The organism is Hydrogenophaga intermedia (assembly GCF_023715105.1).
Classification (GTDB): domain Bacteria; phylum Pseudomonadota; class Gammaproteobacteria; order Burkholderiales; family Burkholderiaceae_C; genus Hydrogenophaga; species Hydrogenophaga intermedia_A.
Window position 1 is genome coordinate 106990 of the sequence record NZ_JAMBNO010000014.1, and the last position, 16039, is coordinate 123028.

Annotated in this window: 18 protein-coding genes; 14 read left to right on the forward strand and 4 right to left on the reverse strand. The window is 67.4% G+C overall.

The window, feature by feature from the left end:
* Nucleotide 1 precedes the first annotated feature (1 nt).
* Nucleotides 2-718: an RNA polymerase sigma factor FliA gene (locus tag M3149_RS14630; RefSeq protein WP_251710283.1), complete on the forward strand. Its 717-nt coding sequence runs from the start codon at nucleotides 2-4 to the stop codon at nucleotides 716-718.
* A 67-nt stretch (nucleotides 719-785) separates the two neighbouring features.
* Here the strand turns inward: M3149_RS14630 and M3149_RS14635 are convergent, their stop codons facing one another.
* From M3149_RS14635 to flgA, 4 genes are all read right to left on the reverse strand, one after another.
* Nucleotides 786-1478 (reverse strand): PEP-CTERM sorting domain-containing protein, encoded by a 693-nt coding sequence (locus M3149_RS14635; protein WP_251710284.1) that lies wholly within the window; start codon nucleotides 1476-1478, stop codon nucleotides 786-788.
* 220 nt (nucleotides 1479-1698) lie between these two features.
* Nucleotides 1699-2046: a hypothetical protein gene (locus M3149_RS14640; protein ID WP_251710285.1), complete on the reverse strand. Its 348-nt coding sequence runs from the start codon at nucleotides 2044-2046 to the stop codon at nucleotides 1699-1701.
* 11 nt (nucleotides 2047-2057) lie between these two features.
* Nucleotides 2058-2366 carry a flagellar biosynthesis anti-sigma factor FlgM gene (flgM, locus tag M3149_RS14645; protein WP_251710286.1) on the reverse strand — a complete coding sequence of 103 codons (309 nt, stop codon included), beginning with the start codon at nucleotides 2364-2366 and terminating at the stop codon, nucleotides 2058-2060.
* Between the two features lie 111 nt (nucleotides 2367-2477).
* Nucleotides 2478-3203 (reverse strand): flagellar basal body P-ring formation chaperone FlgA, encoded by a 726-nt coding sequence (gene flgA, locus M3149_RS14650; RefSeq protein ID WP_251710287.1) that lies wholly within the window; start codon nucleotides 3201-3203, stop codon nucleotides 2478-2480.
* A gap of 189 nt (nucleotides 3204-3392) precedes the next feature.
* Here flgA and flgB point away from each other — a divergent pair, with 189 nt between their 5' ends.
* The 13 genes from flgB to M3149_RS14715 all read left to right on the forward strand — a co-directional run bounded on the left by flgB (nucleotide 3393) and on the right by M3149_RS14715 (nucleotide 16034).
* Entirely contained in the window at nucleotides 3393-3794 is a 402-nt protein-coding gene (gene flgB / locus M3149_RS14655; protein WP_251710288.1) for a flagellar basal body rod protein FlgB, read from the forward strand.
* A 16-nt stretch (nucleotides 3795-3810) separates the two neighbouring features.
* Nucleotides 3811-4215, forward strand: coding sequence for a flagellar basal body rod protein FlgC (gene flgC, locus M3149_RS14660; protein WP_251710289.1), 405 nt, complete (start codon nucleotides 3811-3813; stop codon nucleotides 4213-4215).
* A gap of 35 nt (nucleotides 4216-4250) precedes the next feature.
* The gene (locus M3149_RS14665; RefSeq protein ID WP_251710290.1) at nucleotides 4251-4916 is read left to right on the forward strand and encodes a flagellar hook assembly protein FlgD; all 666 of its coding nucleotides are present in this window, start codon (nucleotides 4251-4253) and stop codon (nucleotides 4914-4916) included.
* Nucleotides 4917-4946: 30 nt separating this feature from the next.
* A complete protein-coding gene (gene flgE, locus M3149_RS14670) occupies nucleotides 4947-6155 on the forward strand; it encodes a flagellar hook protein FlgE (RefSeq protein ID WP_251710291.1) in 1209 nt (402 codons plus the stop codon).
* Nucleotides 6156-6260: 105 nt separating this feature from the next.
* The gene (locus M3149_RS14675; RefSeq protein WP_251710292.1) at nucleotides 6261-7301 is read left to right on the forward strand and encodes a DUF6891 domain-containing protein; all 1041 of its coding nucleotides are present in this window, start codon (nucleotides 6261-6263) and stop codon (nucleotides 7299-7301) included.
* A 158-nt stretch (nucleotides 7302-7459) separates the two neighbouring features.
* Nucleotides 7460-8194 (forward strand): flagellar basal-body rod protein FlgF, encoded by a 735-nt coding sequence (gene flgF / locus M3149_RS14680; RefSeq protein WP_251710293.1) that lies wholly within the window; start codon nucleotides 7460-7462, stop codon nucleotides 8192-8194.
* A gap of 14 nt (nucleotides 8195-8208) precedes the next feature.
* Nucleotides 8209-8991 (forward strand): flagellar basal-body rod protein FlgG, encoded by a 783-nt coding sequence (gene flgG / locus M3149_RS14685; protein ID WP_251710294.1) that lies wholly within the window; start codon nucleotides 8209-8211, stop codon nucleotides 8989-8991.
* A gap of 8 nt (nucleotides 8992-8999) precedes the next feature.
* On the forward strand, nucleotides 9000-9683 hold the full coding sequence (locus M3149_RS14690) for a flagellar basal body L-ring protein FlgH (RefSeq protein WP_251710295.1): 684 nt from the start codon (nucleotides 9000-9002) through the stop codon (nucleotides 9681-9683).
* A gap of 20 nt (nucleotides 9684-9703) precedes the next feature.
* The gene (locus M3149_RS14695) at nucleotides 9704-10843 is read left to right on the forward strand and encodes a flagellar basal body P-ring protein FlgI (RefSeq protein WP_435370749.1); all 1140 of its coding nucleotides are present in this window, start codon (nucleotides 9704-9706) and stop codon (nucleotides 10841-10843) included.
* Nucleotides 10843-11679 (forward strand): flagellar assembly peptidoglycan hydrolase FlgJ, encoded by an 837-nt coding sequence (gene flgJ, locus M3149_RS14700; protein WP_251710296.1) that lies wholly within the window; start codon nucleotides 10843-10845, stop codon nucleotides 11677-11679. The genes M3149_RS14695 and flgJ overlap by 1 nt, the downstream gene beginning before the upstream one ends.
* Before the next feature lie 3 nt (nucleotides 11680-11682).
* Nucleotides 11683-13602, forward strand: a complete 1920-nt coding sequence (flgK, locus tag M3149_RS14705; protein WP_251710297.1) for a flagellar hook-associated protein FlgK — start codon at nucleotides 11683-11685, stop codon at nucleotides 13600-13602.
* Between the two features lie 2 nt (nucleotides 13603-13604).
* Nucleotides 13605-14825 carry a flagellar hook-associated protein FlgL gene (flgL, locus tag M3149_RS14710; protein ID WP_251710298.1) on the forward strand — a complete coding sequence of 407 codons (1221 nt, stop codon included), beginning with the start codon at nucleotides 13605-13607 and terminating at the stop codon, nucleotides 14823-14825.
* Between the two features lie 6 nt (nucleotides 14826-14831).
* Nucleotides 14832-16034 (forward strand): HDOD domain-containing protein, encoded by a 1203-nt coding sequence (locus M3149_RS14715; RefSeq protein ID WP_251710299.1) that lies wholly within the window; start codon nucleotides 14832-14834, stop codon nucleotides 16032-16034.
* The last annotated feature ends 5 nt before the right edge of the window (nucleotides 16035-16039 follow it).

Sequence of the window (16039 nt, forward strand, 5' to 3'; positions counted from 1 at the left end):
GATGTACACCGCCAAAGGCACGCTCGAACGCGACGACCAGCTGAAGAAGTACAGCCCGCTGGTGCGCCGCCTGGCGCACCACATGATCGCCAAGCTGCCCCCGAGTGTGGAGATCGACGACCTCATCCAGGTCGGCATGATCGGCCTCACCGAAGCCATTGCGCGCTACGAGCCTTCGCAGGGCGTGCAGTTCGAGACCTTCGCCAGCCAGCGCATCCGCGGCGCGATGATCGACGAGTTGCGCGACGGCGACTGGATGAGCCGCGGCTCGCGCAAGAGCCAGAAAGACATCGAGCATGCCGTGCACCGGCTGCAGCAGAAGCTGCACCGCCCGCCCAAGGAAAGCGAGATTGCGGCCGAGATGGGCCTCACGCTGGCCGACTACCAGTCGCTGCTGGCCAAGGTACGCGGCACCCAGCTTGTCTACCTGGAAGACATCGGCGGAGGTGGCGACGACGAGGACAGCTTCCTCGACCGCCACATGGGTGACAGCGAGGCCGATCCGTCATCGCTGCTGCAGGACCAGCGCATGCGCATGGCGCTCGTGAGCGCCATCACCACCCTGCCCGAACGCGAACAGCACATCATGAGCATGTACTACGAGCACGACATGAACCTGAAGGAAATCGCCGCCGTGCTCGGCGTCACCGAATCGCGCGTCTGCCAGCTGCACAGCCAGTCGATCGCGCGTCTGCGCAGCAAGCTGCGCGAGCATTGATCGCGACCAGGGTTTCGTCAGGACAACAAAAAAACCGGCCTAGGCCGGTTTTTTTGGTGGCTAAGACTCAGGCCTTGCGTTGCTTGCGGCGCGCGGCGGCCAGGCCGATCAAGCCCAGACCCAGCAAAGACAGCATGCCCGGCTCGGGCACCGGCGTGCCCGTCAGGAATTCGAAGGCCTCGCTGGTGGCGGTGACGGTCAGGGTGTCGAAGGGCGTCAGGTTGGAGATGGACACCGCGAGGTTCGTGGTGCCGGGAATGATGCCCACCAGACCGGCCACCACGTCGGCGCCAGTGATGACGGTGGAACCGCCGCCCCCGGAGAAGGTGAAGGTCAGGGTGTTGTAGCTGGCCGGGTTCGGGTCGACCGAGCCCCACAGCAGGTTGAAGGCGGTGAGCGTGGTGTTGAAGTCCATGATCACCGAACCACCAGCGCGGGCGTTGAAGTAGTTGATGTTGCTGTACGAGCCGTCGGCATTGCGCAACGGCGAGCGGGTCACGCCGCCCACGTCGCCGGAGTACACGCCCGAATTACCGGTGAAGCTGACGTCAACATTGGTCGAGGTGGTCAGAGGGGCGTTACTCACCAAGCCTGCAGACAGGCTGGTACCCAGGTCTTCCAGCGTGAACGGCACGTTGGCGCTGGTGGGGTTGGCGACGATCTGTGCGTTGATCACCGGGGCGGCGTGGGCACTGCCGAACGACAGCAGGGCAACCAGGGCGCCAGCAACGGCGAAGGTATAGGGCTTCGTGATGGACATGGTCTTTTCCTTGGTGTGAGCTCGGAGCGAATGGCGGATTGCCGAGGGTGATGCAACGACCATGCCATCGCTGCAAGTCATTGAATTTGCTTGCATTGGGCGTGAGTCTTTGATGGCGATGTCAATTATTTCGACAGATCGCCCCACTCATTACGGCCAACCGCTCGCCAGATGCAACGAAGCCGGCGACCAGCCGGCTTCGTTGGGGATGTGCGTGCCCTCAGGCAGCGACGTATCGGCCCCGCGGCCCCCCGGCGCGGGCGAGGCCACTTGGCTGGTACGTGGGCTTTTGCAGGTGGTCCGGCAGCAGGCTGCCGAGCGCGCGCTCGTTGAGCGCGGCGGCGCGCAGCGTGGCCGCGCGCAGTTGGGTGAATCGTTGGGCGGCCGACTGCAGGGCATCGGCGTCGGCGCCGCGCAATTCCAGGGTGCGCGGGGCGTGCTGCAGGGCGCCCTGCACGGCGGCGCTGGCGCGCTCCACGGCGGGGGCGTCGCTTTGCAGCAGCGCGCGTTCGAGCCCGTCCAGGTGGCCGTGCAGAGTGGCGATCCAGGCGTGGGCGGGCATGTTCATGGTGGGTGGGCTCAGCCGCGGCCGGCGTTGAGCATCTCGGCCGCGTTGGCCAGCAGCTTGTCGGCGATCACTTCCGGGTTGACCTTGAAGCTGCCGTCGGCGATGGCCTGCTTCATCGCGGCCACTTTCTCGGCATTGAAGACATCGCCACCGCCGGTGCCGGCGGTGGATGAAAGCGTGACCGTCACGCCCGGCTGCGGGGTGCCCGGGGCCTGCTTGCCGGCGCCCTCGACGGGCGTGGCCGGCTGGGCAGCCACCTTCTGGGGGCCACCGGCGACGCTGCCAATGTAGGAATCCGCGCTAGAGGAATCGACTTTCATGTCACGCTCCGTGCCCCGGTTGTGGGGCCATGTCGTTGTCGTATCGGTCTCGATCTCCGGAACTTTAGGGTGTTGAGGCCTTTTTTCTGCCGCTTGTCGCCCAACGGACGGTCACAACGGCAGTTCCACCGTCTGGTCCGCGCGCACGGTGCCGCTGACCACCTTGCCGCTGGGCAGGCGCACACGGGCGGCCTGGCCCACGTGGCCGGCGTTCAGGGCCTGGCCCACCACCGTCACGGCAAAGCCATTGCCGTTGGCGCTCACTTTCACGGGCGTGCCAGCCTCGAAGGCCTGGGGTGCGCGCACCATGTTCTCGCGGATTACCTGGCCCGGCGTGAGGGCATAGGCCGCTTGCTGGCCGATCCAGCGCTCGGGCAGGGCCAACACCATCGAGGGGTGGGCCGCCCAATCCACTTCGGCGCGCCCGGCGTGTTCTTGAGTCAGTGTGTCGCCGGCCGGTACCGCCGCCTTGAGCACCCAGGCCGGCCCGAAGGCCTTGACCGTGACGGGCAGGTAGACGCTCCAGCGGGTGGGGCCGTCCACGCAACGCAGGCCCACGCGGCTGCGCCCCCACAGCCGCCCGTTCGGTGGAAGAAAGGGCTCGATGCCGTTGCAAGGCGCCAGGCGCAGGCGGCTGTCGAGTTCACCCATCACCACCTCGGCGCGCAACGGCATGCCGGCCTGTTCGGCCAGGGCCTGCTCCACGGCGGGTTGCAGGAAATCGCGCGCCATCTGCTCCAGCCCGGCGTTCGGGTTGGCGCGCGCACCGGCGGCCGCGGCCAGCAGCACGAGGCCGAAGCTCACGGTGAGGAACAGGCGCAGGGCGGGGCGGTTCATGGCGCTCTCCAGGGACAAGGACACACCTCAGCACTGTAGGAGCGTGCCATCACCGGCAAGCTGCGAAATACCGGTCTTGCACCCCGCTGTTTCAAGCTTTGCCCGCGTCCAAGTCTTTTGACAATGCCTGCACGCCCCAGTCCCGGATGCCGTCCGAGGCTGGCCCGTCATACCGACCGCGAGGTGCACATGCTCGAACAGATGACTGACCGGCTGGACTTCCACGCCAAGTCGCTGATGCTGCGTTCGCAGCGCCAGCAGGTGATCGCCAGCAACATCGCCAACGCGGACACGCCCGGCTATGTGGCGCGCGACTTCGATTTCGCCTCCGCACTCAAGAGTGCCAGCGGTAGCGCCAACGGCACCGTGGCCACCACCGACGCACGCCACTTCAGCAGCGTGGGCGTGCAGGCGGGTGCCGGACCGAAGCTCGGCTATGCGGTGCAAACGCAACCTTCGCAGGATCGCAACACGGTCGATCTCGACCGCGAGCGTGCCGCCTTCGCGGACAACACGATCCGCTACGAGTCGACGCTGCGTTTCATCAACGGCCATGTGAAGACCATGCTCAGCGCGATCACCGGCCAGTGACCGAAAGGACCCCGCCATGTCGATGTTCCAGATATTCAACGTCAGCGGCAGCGCCATCAGCGCGCAGCAGCAGCGCCTGAACGTGGTGGCCAGCAACCTGGCCAACGCCGATGCGGTGGCCGGCCCCGACGGTCAGGCCTACAAGGCGCGGCACATCCACTTCCAGACCGAGGCCATGGGTGGCCCGGGCAGTGCGGGCGTGAAGGTGCAGACCATCACCGAGAGCGACGCCCCGGGGCGCCGCGTGTTCTCGCCCCAGCACCCCAGCGCCGACGAGCAAGGCTACGTGACGCACTCCAACGTGAACCCGGTGGAGGAGATGGTCAACATGATTTCGGCCTCGCGTTCGTACCAGAACAACGTCGAGGTGATGAACACCGCCAAGAGCCTGATGCTCAAGACGCTGCAGATGGGCCAGTGACCGGCCCCTGAACGCGCGCGACAAGGAACCCGACCATGATGTTCTCTTCCCCCCTGGACCTGTCCGGCCTCGGCAACACGCCCGGCAGCTCCACCGCCAAGTCCGCCACCTCGGCCACCAACGCCGAGGCCACGCAGGACCGGTTTCTCAAGCTGCTCGTCGCGCAGCTGAACAACCAGGACCCGATGAACCCGATGGACAACGCGCAGATGACGACGCAGATGACGCAGATCAACACGGTCGCGGGCATCGAGTCGCTCAACGCCACGCTCAAGGGCATGGCGGCTCAGTACTCCTCCATGCAGACCATGCAGGGCATCACGCTGATCGGGCGTGAGGCCCTGGTGGCGGGCAACGGGCTCGGCTTCGACGGCACCGTGGGCAAGGGCGCGTTCCGCCTGCCCGCGGCGGCCGCCAATGTGCAGGTCGATGTCGTCGGCAAGAACGGCCAGGTGCTCGATACGCTGGATTTTGGCGGCCTCACCGCGGGCCAGCACTCCTTCAACTGGGACGGCAGCGATTTCAACCCCAACGACGTGGCGGGCTACCGCGTGCGTGCCTCCAACGGTGGCACGCCGGTGAATGCCACCACCTTCGGGCGCTATTCCGTGACGGCCGTGGCCAACCAGGACGGCGAGCTGCGCCTGGAACTGCAGGACGGCAGCACCCTGCGGCACGACCAGATCACCACCTTCCTGTAACCCCTTTCTTCGCCTCACAAGGAACCCGCCATGGCATTCCAGCAAGGACTCTCCGGCCTCAACAGCGCGAGCAAGAACCTCGACGTGATCGGCCACAACATCGCCAACGGCAACACGGTGGGCATGAAGTCCTCGCGCGCCGAGTTTGCCGAGGTCTATGCCAGCTCGGTCAACGCGGCAGGCGGCACCAACCAGGGCATCGGCGTGGCGGTGGCGGCGGTGTCGCAGCAGTTCACGCAGGGCAACATCACCATCACCGGCAATGACCTGGACATCGCCATCAACGGCGCGGGCTTCTTCGAGCTCACCATGCCCAATGGCACCACCACCTACAGCCGCGCCGGCATGTTCAAGCTCGACGACGACGGCAACATCGTCACCAACGGCGGCGGCCAGCTCATGGGCTACCCCACCGATCCGGACGGCAACCGCATCAGCTTCAACCCGGTGCCGCTGTCGCTGCCCACGGCGAGCCCGATTCCGGCACAGCAGACCAGCGGCATCACCGCCGAATTCAACCTCGACGCGCGCGCGCCGGTGTGGAACACGGTGACACCGAACACGCCGCTGTCGACCTACGGCACCTCGCTCGTGGCCTTCGATTCGCAAGGCCTGGAGATTCCCGTGGCGCTGGCGTTCCGCAAGGTCGGCAACAACAGCTGGGAGGTCTACCACGGCGTCAACGGCGCCGACCCCGCGCTGTCCACGCCGTTCACGGTGAACTTCCTGGCCGACGGCTCCCTCGACACGGCCACGTCCACCATCCCGCAGATCGCGCTGACGTCGGCCAACGGCACGTTCAACGTCGACCTCGACTTCAACAACATCACGCAGTACGGCACCGCTTTCAGCGTCACCGAGCTGGATCAGGACGGCTATCGCCCGGGCCAGTTCATCGGCCTGAAGATCAACGAAGACGGTGTCGTCACCGGTCAGTATTCCAACGGCGAGACGCGCGCCGCCGGTCAGATCTCGCTGGTGAACTTCCGCAACACGCAAGGCCTGCAGCCCATGAGCGGCGGCATGTGGTCGGCCACCTTCAGCTCGGGCGACCCGCTGCGCGGCGAGCCCGGCAGCGGCAACTTCGGCGCGTTGCGCGCTGGTGCGCTGGAAGACTCCAACGTCGACATCACGGCCGAACTCGTGAACATGATGACCGCGCAACGCGCCTACCAGGCCAACGCGCAGACCATCAAGACGCAGGACCAGGTGCTGAGCACGCTGCTCAACATGCGCTGATGAGCGGCGCCGAGTCGGCAGAAATCCTGCATCGGGGGTAGTGCGCCAGGGCACTGGGGTGACGACGATCGTGACCCTCTCGCAACCGCTGCCACCCCCGCCGCCATGTCCTCTGCCGCCGACGATTGGTCCTTCCACGATCTGTCCGATGACTATGCGCCCGCGCGCGCTGTCGGCGCCCGTGTTTCAACGTACCAGAGTCACTCGGACCCGATCCTTTCCCTCACCGTGTGGTTCGCGGGCGCCATGCCCTCGAACGAGGCCGTGGACCGGGTGCTTCGCGATTGCGCAGCCTTCGCCGCCGCCCGCGACAGCTCGCGCGACGTCTTTCTTCATGCAAGCTGGCTCCCGAGTGCAGATGCCCACTATCGCGAGTTCAAGACGCTGTTTCCGTATGGGCGGAACTACTTTCTTTGCTTCGATGCCCGCGTGCGCCAGATCGGCGTGCGAAAGAACGGGGGCAAGCACTTCGTACAGCCCTGGCCGGCGGACGACGTCGCTGCGCTGTGCCGTCAGGCGTACGCAGAGCACGCCCCTTTCCCGCTGGACGATTACGAAGACAGCGAGGATGTCGACAGCGCCGAGAACGGGTTGCGCGCCGACATCGTCCGCTGGATCTGGTACGGCTACCACTCGCCCGAGGAGATCAACCGCTTCGTCCTTGAACGCGCCGACGACGAGGATGGCATCGACATCGAGGTGATGAGGTCGTTTGTGGCGACGGTTCTTGCCAGGAAGCGGGCCGCTGAGGCCGGCTGGCCCGACAAGACCGACAACGATCGCCTCGCGGACGCTTTTTCGGACCTGAGCGACCAAGGCATCCTGGCGGTGCAGTGGGCGGGCGACACGCTGCTCGAGGGCTTCGAGGTGGTGAACGAACAAGTTGCTGCCCTGGACCCCGATGGCGACAGGTACACAGGCGCCTGCTTCTTCCACAGCCAGGACATGGACAGCGCCTTGTATGGCCAAGGCCTGTTGTTGGCCTTTGGCCACTTCCACAGCGACGAGCCGGCCGACTACGTCGCCGTCGGGAACCGGGTGTGCGAGGCGCTCCGGCAGCACGGCTTGCAGACCGAATGGAACGGCTCGCAGCGACAGCGCATCGCGTTGCCGATCTTTTGCTGGCAGCGACGCACGCCGGGCTGACACGATCCTGGCGGCGGTGCCGCCCTGCTTGAACCGCCGAATTGCGCGGCCCAAGCCGTGTTGTTCGGGCGTTCGCCCACCCTCAAGAATTTCCACAATCCTTTCAAGCCGTTGTGGCCAGCGCTGCTGGTGCCTTCGGTGAGCGAAAGGATCTGTGCTTGGACCGCTTCATCTACACCGCCATGACCGGCGCCAACGCCGCGGCGCATCGCCAGCAGGTGTTGACCAACAACCTGGCCAACGTGTCCACGCCGGGTTTTCGTGCCGAGCTGTCCACCTTCCGCGCTGTGCCGATCCGTGGCGACGGCGCCAGCACGCGCGTGTTCGCGCTGGAAGCGACGGCCGGCCATGATCACAAGCCCGGTTCCGTGCAGGTCACTGGCCGCGCACTCGACGTTGCTGCACAAGGGGATGCCTGGTTTGCGGTGCAGGGGCTCGACGGCACCGAGGCCTACACGCGCGCCGGCGCATTCGATATCAACGCCGATGGCACGCTCGTGACCGCCAACGGCCTGCCCGTGCTGGGCGACGGTGGCCCGATCGTGGTGCCCGCCAATGCGCAGGTGGACATCGGGGCCGACGGCACGGTGAACACGCGCGTGGGCAACGAGCCTGGCCAGGTGGCGGGCCGCCTGAAGATGGTGGTGCCCGATGTCGACAACCCGCTGCGCCGCAGCGAGGACGGCCTGTTCCGCGGCCCCGAGAACAACCCGCTGCCCGCGAGCGAAGTCGCACGTCTTCAAGACGGCGCGCTCGAAGGCTCCAACGTCAATCCCGTCGAGGCCATGGTCGGCATGATCGCCGTGGCCCGCCAGTACGAACTGCAGATGCGCATGCTGCAGAACGGCGAAGGCAACGACCGCAGCGCCAGCCAGCTGCTCAGCAACGGCTGAACCCAGGAAACACCATGATCAACTCGCTCAAGACCGCCGCCACCGGCATGACCGCGCAGCAAACGCAGCTCGACGTCATCTCGCACAACCTGGCCAACGTCAGCACCAACGGCTTCAAGCGCTCGCGCGCCGTGTTCGAGGACCTGATGTACCAGAACCTGCGTCAGGTGGGCGCCAACGCCACCGAGCAGGCCGAGCTGCCCACCGGCCTGCAGGTGGGCCTGGGTGTGCGCACCGTGGCCACCAGCCGCAGCTTCACGCAGGGCACGCCGCAGCAGTCGGGCCGCGCGCTGGACGTCACCATCAACGGCGCGGGCTTCTTCCAGATCGAGATGCCCGACGGCACCACCGGCTACACGCGCGATGGCAGCTTCCAGATCGACGCCCAGGGCCGCATGGTCACCAACAGCGGCTACCCGCTGACCGCCGGCATTACCGTGCCGGCCGAGACCGAGAGCATCACCATCTCGGCAGACGGCATCGTGAGCGCCAAGCTCGCGGGCCAGACCGCGCCGCAGCAGGTGGGCCAGATCGAGCTCGCCAACTTCATCAACCCGCCGGGCCTGGAGCCGCTGGGTCAGAACCTGTACCGCGAGAGCGTGGCCTCGGGCGCGCCGATCGCGTCCGCCCCCGGCGCCACCGGCATGGGCCACCTCATGCAGGGCTACACCGAAGCCTCCAACGTAAACGTGGTGCAGGAGCTGGTCGACATGATCCAGACCCAGCGCGCCTACGAGATGAATTCCAAGGCCATCCAGACCTCCGACCAGATGCTGCAGCGTCTGAGCCAGCTGTGAGCGCCGCCATGATGCGCCTCGGCTTCTTCATCGCGCTGGCCGTGCTGGCCAGTGGCTGCGAAACCCTGCAGAACCAGCCCAAGGTGGAGCTGCAGCCAGCCCAACCCGTGCGTTACGTGCAAAGCGACACGCCCGCGCCGGGCGCTGTGCCCAGCGGCTCGCTGTTTCGTGCCGCCAGCTACCGCCCCGGCTTCGAGGACCCGCGTGCCCGCCTGCCGGGCGACATCGTCACCATCCAGATCACCGAGCGCGTGAGCGCCAGCCAGCGTTCCTCGGCCTCCATCGAGCGCAGCGCCGACGCCTCGGCCAGCATCAACGCCATTCCGCTGTTCGGCGGTTCCGCGCCCTGGAACAAGGCCAACCTGGGTGCGCAGAGCGAGAACAACTTCGCGGGCGATGGCAGCACGTCCAGCAACAACACCTTCACCGGCGCCATCACCGCCACCGTGCAGGAGGTGCTGCCCAACGGTCACCTGGTGGTGGTGGGTGAGAAGCAGATCGGCGTCAATGCCAACGTGGACGTGCTGCGCTTCAGCGGCACGGTCGACCCGCGCCACATCCGCCCGGGCAACGTGGTGCCCTCGACGCAGGTGGCCAATGCGCGCATCGAGTCGCGCAACCGCGGCGCGCAGGGCGAAGCCATGTCAATTGGCTGGCTCGCACGGTTCTTTTTGAGCGTTCTGCCGTTCTGAAGCGCGCGACCATTGCCCGCATGAACCCCGCATTCCGCCCTGCCATGTCTATCGGCCGCGCCGCGCGCCACTTGATGGTTTTCTGCCTGATGCTGGCCTTGTGGCCCGCCGCGGCACAAAGCATCCGCGTGAAGGAAATCGCAGCGGTGCAGGGCGTGCGCAGCAACATGCTCACCGGCTATGGCCTGGTGGTGGGGCTGGACGGCACGGGCGACCAGACCACGCAGATGCCCTACACCAGCCAGAGCCTGGCCAACTTCCTGCAGCAGCACGGTCTCACATTGCCCGCGGGCGCCAACCCGCAGCTCAAGAACGTGGCGGCGGTGATGGTCACGGCCGAGCTGCCTGCGTTCGCACGCCCGGGCCAGGCGATCGACGTCACCGTCTCCTCCATCGGCAACGCCAAGTCGCTGCGCGGCGGCACGCTCATTGTCACCCCGCTGCGCGGCGCCGATGGCGAGATCTACGCGCTCGCGCAAGGCAACCTCATGGTCGGCGGCGCGGGCGCGTCCGCCGGCGGCAGCAAGGTGCAGATCAACCACCTGAGCGCCGGGCGCATTCCCGGCGGTGGCCAGGTCGAGCGCGCCGTTCCCACGCCGCTGCATGGGGGCGACACCCTGGACCTCGGCCTGAACAGCCACGACTTCCAGACCGCCAGCCGCGTGAGCGACGCCATCAACAAGGCGCTGGGGGCCGGCACCGCAAGCGCTATCGACGGCCGCGTGGTGCGGCTGAACGCGCCCACCGACCCGGGCGCGCGCGTGGCCTTTCTCGCGCGCGTCGAAGAGGTGCGCATCGAATCGAGCGTGCCGACCGCCAAGGTGGTGATCAACGCGCGCACCGGCTCCATCGTCATGAACCAGGCCGTCACGCTGGGTGCGGTGGCGGTGGCGCACGGCAACCTGTCGGTCAGCATCAGCAGCACGCCCGTCATCAGCCAGCCCGCGCCGTTCTCGGGCGGCGAGACGGTGGTGCGCGAGCAGGCCAACATCCAGATCAGCCAGGACAAGGGCTCGCTCATCCAGATGGGCCCGGCCGCGAAACTGGCCGACGTGGTGAAGGCGCTCAACGCGCTGGGCGCCACGCCGCAGGACCTGCTCGCCATCCTGCAGGCCATCAAGGCCTCGGGCGCGCTCAACGCCGAGCTCGAGGTGATCTGATGTCGGTGAACCCCTTGATGCCCAGCGGTCTGGCCGCCGACCCGACGGCGCTCAACGCGCTCAAGGGCGCGGGCAACGACAAGGCCGCGCTCAAGGAGGCCGCGAAGCAGTTCGAGGCCCTGTTCATGCGCGAGCTGCTCAAGAGCATGCGCGAGGCCACCAGCAAGAGCGGCTTGATGGACAGCGAAGGCGAGAACCTGGGCACCGACCTGCTGGACCAGCAGTTCTCGGTGCAGCTGGCGGGCCTGCCGGGGGGGCTGGCGTCGGCCATCGAGCGCCAGCTCGGTGCGCAACTCACGGGAGCCGTCAGTGCGCCGGGCACACCCTCCATGCCCAGCACGCTCGATCGGATCAATGCATCGGGCCGCCAGACCGACTTCGTGGAAAAACACAGCGCCGCCGCCCAGGCCGTGGCGCGCGACTCCGGCATTCCTGCCGCCTTCATGCTCGGCCAGGCCGGGCACGAAAGCGGCTGGGGCCGCGGCGAGATTCGCCACGCCGACGGCTCGCCCGCGCACAACCTGTTCGGCATCAAGGCCACGGGCGGCTGGAACGGCAAGGTGGCCGAGGTCACCACCACCGAATACATCGACGGCGTGCCGCGCAAGGTGGTCGCGAAGTTCCGCGCCTACGACTCCTACGAGGATTCGTTTCGCGACTACGCGCGCCTGATCGGCAACAGCCCACGCTACGAGGGCGTGATGGAGCAGCTGCACTCGGTGCAGGGCTTCAGCCACGGGCTGCAGCGTGCCGGCTACGCCACCGATCCGCAATACGCGGCCAAACTCAGCCGCGCGATCAACACGACGCTGTCCTTGCAGCGCGCCCAGGGCTGATCCATGTCCTCACTGAACATCGCCACGCGCGCGCTCAACACCAACCTGGCGGCGTTGCAGGTCATCGGCCACAACATCGCCAACGTCAACACGGCGGGCTACTCGCGCCAGACGGTGCAGCTGCAAAGCGCGGGCTACCAGTCCACCGGTGGCGGCTATTTCGGCAAGGGCGTCGAGCTCACCACCGTCGAGCGCGCCTACAACGAACACCTCACGCGCGAGGCGCGTGTCACCGCATCGAGCGCGGCGGGCAACGCCGCGCGTCTGGAGCGTCTGCAGCAACTCGAATCGGTCTTCCCGATGGGTGACCAGGGCCTGGGCGTCGCTCTCAACGACATGCTCAATGCCTGGAGCGATCTCGTCGCGTCGCCCAGCAACAGCACGGCGCGCGTGGTCGTGATCTCGCGCGCGGACGCCTTCGCCGCGCGCTTGCGCGACACCGCGGGCCAGATCGACCTGCTGCGCAACAGCACGCAGCAGCAGGTGGGCGAGCAGGTCGACGCGATCAACCGACTGGCCACCGAACTCGCGAGCGTCAACAAGCGCATCATCGAGACCTCGGGCGGCAGCCACACCCCGAACGACCTGTTTGATCAGCGCGACAAGCTGCTGGCCGACCTGAGCCAGTACACGCAACTCAGCGTGGTGCCGGGCGAGGGCGGCACCGCCAACGTATTCATCGCCGGCAGCCAGCCGCTGGTGCTGGGCACACAGACCGGCCAACTCGCGACGCAGCGCGACCCGGCCGATACCTCGCGCATCCAGGTGGTGTTCCGCCAGGGCGCCATGAGCACCCCGCTGGACGCCACCGCCCTGGGCAGCGGCGAGCTCGCGGGCACGTTGCGCTTCCTCAATGAGGACTTGCAGGCCGTTCAGAATCAGGTCGGTCGCATGGCGCTGGCGGCCTCGGAAATCGTCAACGCACAGCACCGCCTGGGCGTGGACCTCGCCGGCGCCATGGGGGGCGACTTCTTCGTGCCCCTGGGCGCGACCGCCGGCCTGCGCGCGCCCACCAACGCCCCTCCCCAAACCGCAACGGCGAGTGCGAGCGTGAGCAATCCGCAGGCGCTGATCGCGTCCGACTACGAACTGCGCGTGGAGGCCGGCGGCTTCTCGGTGGTGCGCCTGTCCGACAACGCCGTCACCACCTTCCCGACGCTGCCGGCTGTGGTGGACGGCCTCAGCTTCGACATCGGCGCCGGCCCGGCAGCCGTGGGCGACAGCTTTCGCATCCGGCCGTTCGAGGCCGCTGCCCGAAACCTGCAGGTGGCCATCACCGCGCCGCAAAACCTGGCGGTTGCCAGCCCGGTGCTGGTAACGCCGGGCACCGCCAACAGCGGTGGCCTGGGCGTGGAGTCGTTGTATGCGGTGAGCGATTCGCCCAACCTCACCGATCCCGTCACGCTGACCTTCAACGCCGATGGCACCTTCAGCGCCACCGGCCTGGGCCCCGGCAACCCGGCGCCCGACAACCCCGGCCCGCCCGCGAGCTACAACTTCACGCCGGGCCAACCGATCCAGCTCAATGGCTGGAGCCTCACGCTGCGCGGCAACCCCACGGCGGGCGACAGCTTTTCCATCGGTGCCGCCCCGTCGAGCACCATTGCGCAGAACGCGGGCAATGCCAACGGCGTGCTGGCATTGCGCGCCATGGCCACCTTCGAGGGCGCGACGCTCTCCGACGGTTACGTGAGCCTGTTTGCCGACGTCGGCGCGCGGGTGCAGAACGCCAAGTTCTCGGCCGAGTTCACCCGCAACGTCGCGTTGTCGGCCGAACAGGCGCGCGCCAACGTGGCCGGTGTGAACCTCGACGAAGAGGCCGCCCGGCTGCTGCAGTTCCAGCAGGCCTATCAGGCGTCGGCCAAATTTCTGCAAATCGCGCAGAGCACCTTCGACAGCCTTCTCCAGACCATCGGCAGGTGACCATGACGTTTCGCATCTCCACCGCCAACCAGTTCGATCGCACCATCCAGCAGCTCGGTGTTCGTCAGACCGACCTGGCCAACCAGCAGGAGCGCCTGGCCACCGGCAAGCGCGTGCTCAAGGCCAGCGACGACCCGGTGGCCGCGTCGCTCAACGAAGCCTCGCGCAACCGCTCGGCCCGCATCGAGGCCGACCTGCGCGCGCTCGATGCGTCGCGCACCAGCCTGCAGCAGGCCGAAGCCGGCCTCGCCGAATCGGGCGAGCTCATGACCAAGGTCAAGGAGCTGCTGGTCTCGGCGGGCAACGGCGCTTACTCCGATGCGGAGCGGGCGGACATCGCGCGCCAGATTGAAGGCCTGCGTGAGCAGCTCATCGCCGTGGCCAACCGCACCGACAGCAATGGCCGCACGCTCTTTGGCGGTCTGGGCGGCGCATCCGTGCCCTTTGTGGACGTCTACACGCCCAGCGGCACCGGTGTGGTTTTCCAGGGGCTGCGTGGACAGCCCGCACCGGGCGACAGCTCACTGCCGCAGACGCTTGATGGCGACGCCATCTGGATGCGCGTGCCGCCTGGCAACGGCAGTTTCACGCTGAGCGTACCCACCACCAACACCGGCGGCGTGCACACCAACGCCGGCGAGGTGATCGACGCGAGCGCCGTCACCGGCAACAACTACCGCATCGACTTCGCCCAGGTGGCAGGCACCATGCAGTACACGGTGACCAACACCACCACAGGCGTAGCCGTGCCCGGGCATTCGAACGTGCCCTACCAGAGCGGCACCGCGCTGACCTTCGATGGCCTGAGCTTCACCCTCAATGGCAACCCGGCCAACGGCGACGTGGTGAACCTCACCCAGAACAATGCGCCCACCGACGTTTTCAGCGTGCTGCAGGGTGCCATCGACGCGTTGCGTCACGACGGTGTGGGCGAGGCGGGTTACCGCGCGCAGGAACTCGGCCGTGCGATCGCCGAGATGGACACCGCGCACGACCGCGTGCTGCTGGCACGTGGGCGTGCCGGCGAATGGCTCAACCGGGCCGACTCCCAGGAATTCCTGATGAAGGATCGCGTGGTCGATCTCGAGAGCGAGCAATCGCGCCTGACCGACCTCGACATGGTCAAGGGCATCTCCGACTTCCAGAAACAACAACTGGCGCTGGAGGCGGCGATCAAGTCCTACGCCCAGGTGCAGCGCCTCTCGCTCTTCAACCAGATCTGACGCCGCATGCTGCACGCCCACACCGTTCTAGACAGCGTGGCCATGGCCTATGTGCCGCTGTGGAGCCGCGCCCGCGAACTGGCGGGCGTGCGTTTGTGCGTGCGCGCCATCCACCCCGAGGGCGTGGACGCCAGCCACCTGCTGCAGGCCGTCGGCGAAGACTGGCCCGAAGGTGCGCCGCCCTTGCTGCTGTCATTGCAGACGCCGCGCTTGCTGCAACAGGCGCTGTCCTGCGCGCCGATCCGCAACACGGCGCTGGAAGTGCCGGCGTCCCTGTTCAATGGCCAGGAAACGCTCTCGCGCCTGTCCATGGCGCAACGGCGCGGCCACCATCTCGTGCGCCGCGGCGACTTCGCTGCCTTGCGCGGCCTGCCCACGCCAGGCGTGAGCCACCGCAACCTGCTGCGCCTTGAGGCCGACGACCGCTTCGACAGCCTGCCCGGCCAGATGATCGAGGGCTTGGACACCCAGGCACGTGTGCAGCACGCGCTCGACAAGGCCGAGGCGTCCGCCGTCCTCGGCTGGCCGGTGGCCGACGTGCTGCAAGCGCACCGCCACGCCCCGCTGCAATACGACCGGCGCGTGGTGCGACAGGTGCTCGACGTCATCGACGATGAAGAATGCTCGATCGAGTATCTGGAGCGCCTGGTGCGCCAGGATCCGGTGCTCGTGTATCGCGTGCTCATGCTGGTGAACTCGGCCGCCTACGGCGCGCACCGCGAGATCGGCTCGTTGCGACACGCGCTCATGATGCTGGGCTTTCGCGAGCTGGGTCGCTGGTTGGTGGAACAACTGCCCGAACTCGAGCCCGACGTCGACCTGCAACCCGTTCGATACAGCATGGTGATGCGCGCACGGCTGGCGCACCACCTGCTCGCCAGCGGCTCCGACGACACCTTGCGCGCGGAGGTCTACACCACCGCCGTGCTGTCGCGCCTGGACCTGCTGCTGCACCAACCCCTGGCCGACCTGCTGCACCACCTGCCGCTGGCCGCGCGCATGACGGATGCCATGTTGCGGCGCAGCGGCCCGTATTTCGCGCTGCTCGACGTGGCGCAGGCCCTGGGTGAGCCCGAGCGCATCGAGCGCATGGAAACCCTGTGCCGCCGCCACGAGATCACGCTCGACCAGGCCAACCGCGCCCTGCTGCGCATGCTGGCCACCAGCCGCGACCACGCCGGCAAGCGCTCAGAGCGGCTGATGCACTGAGCGGC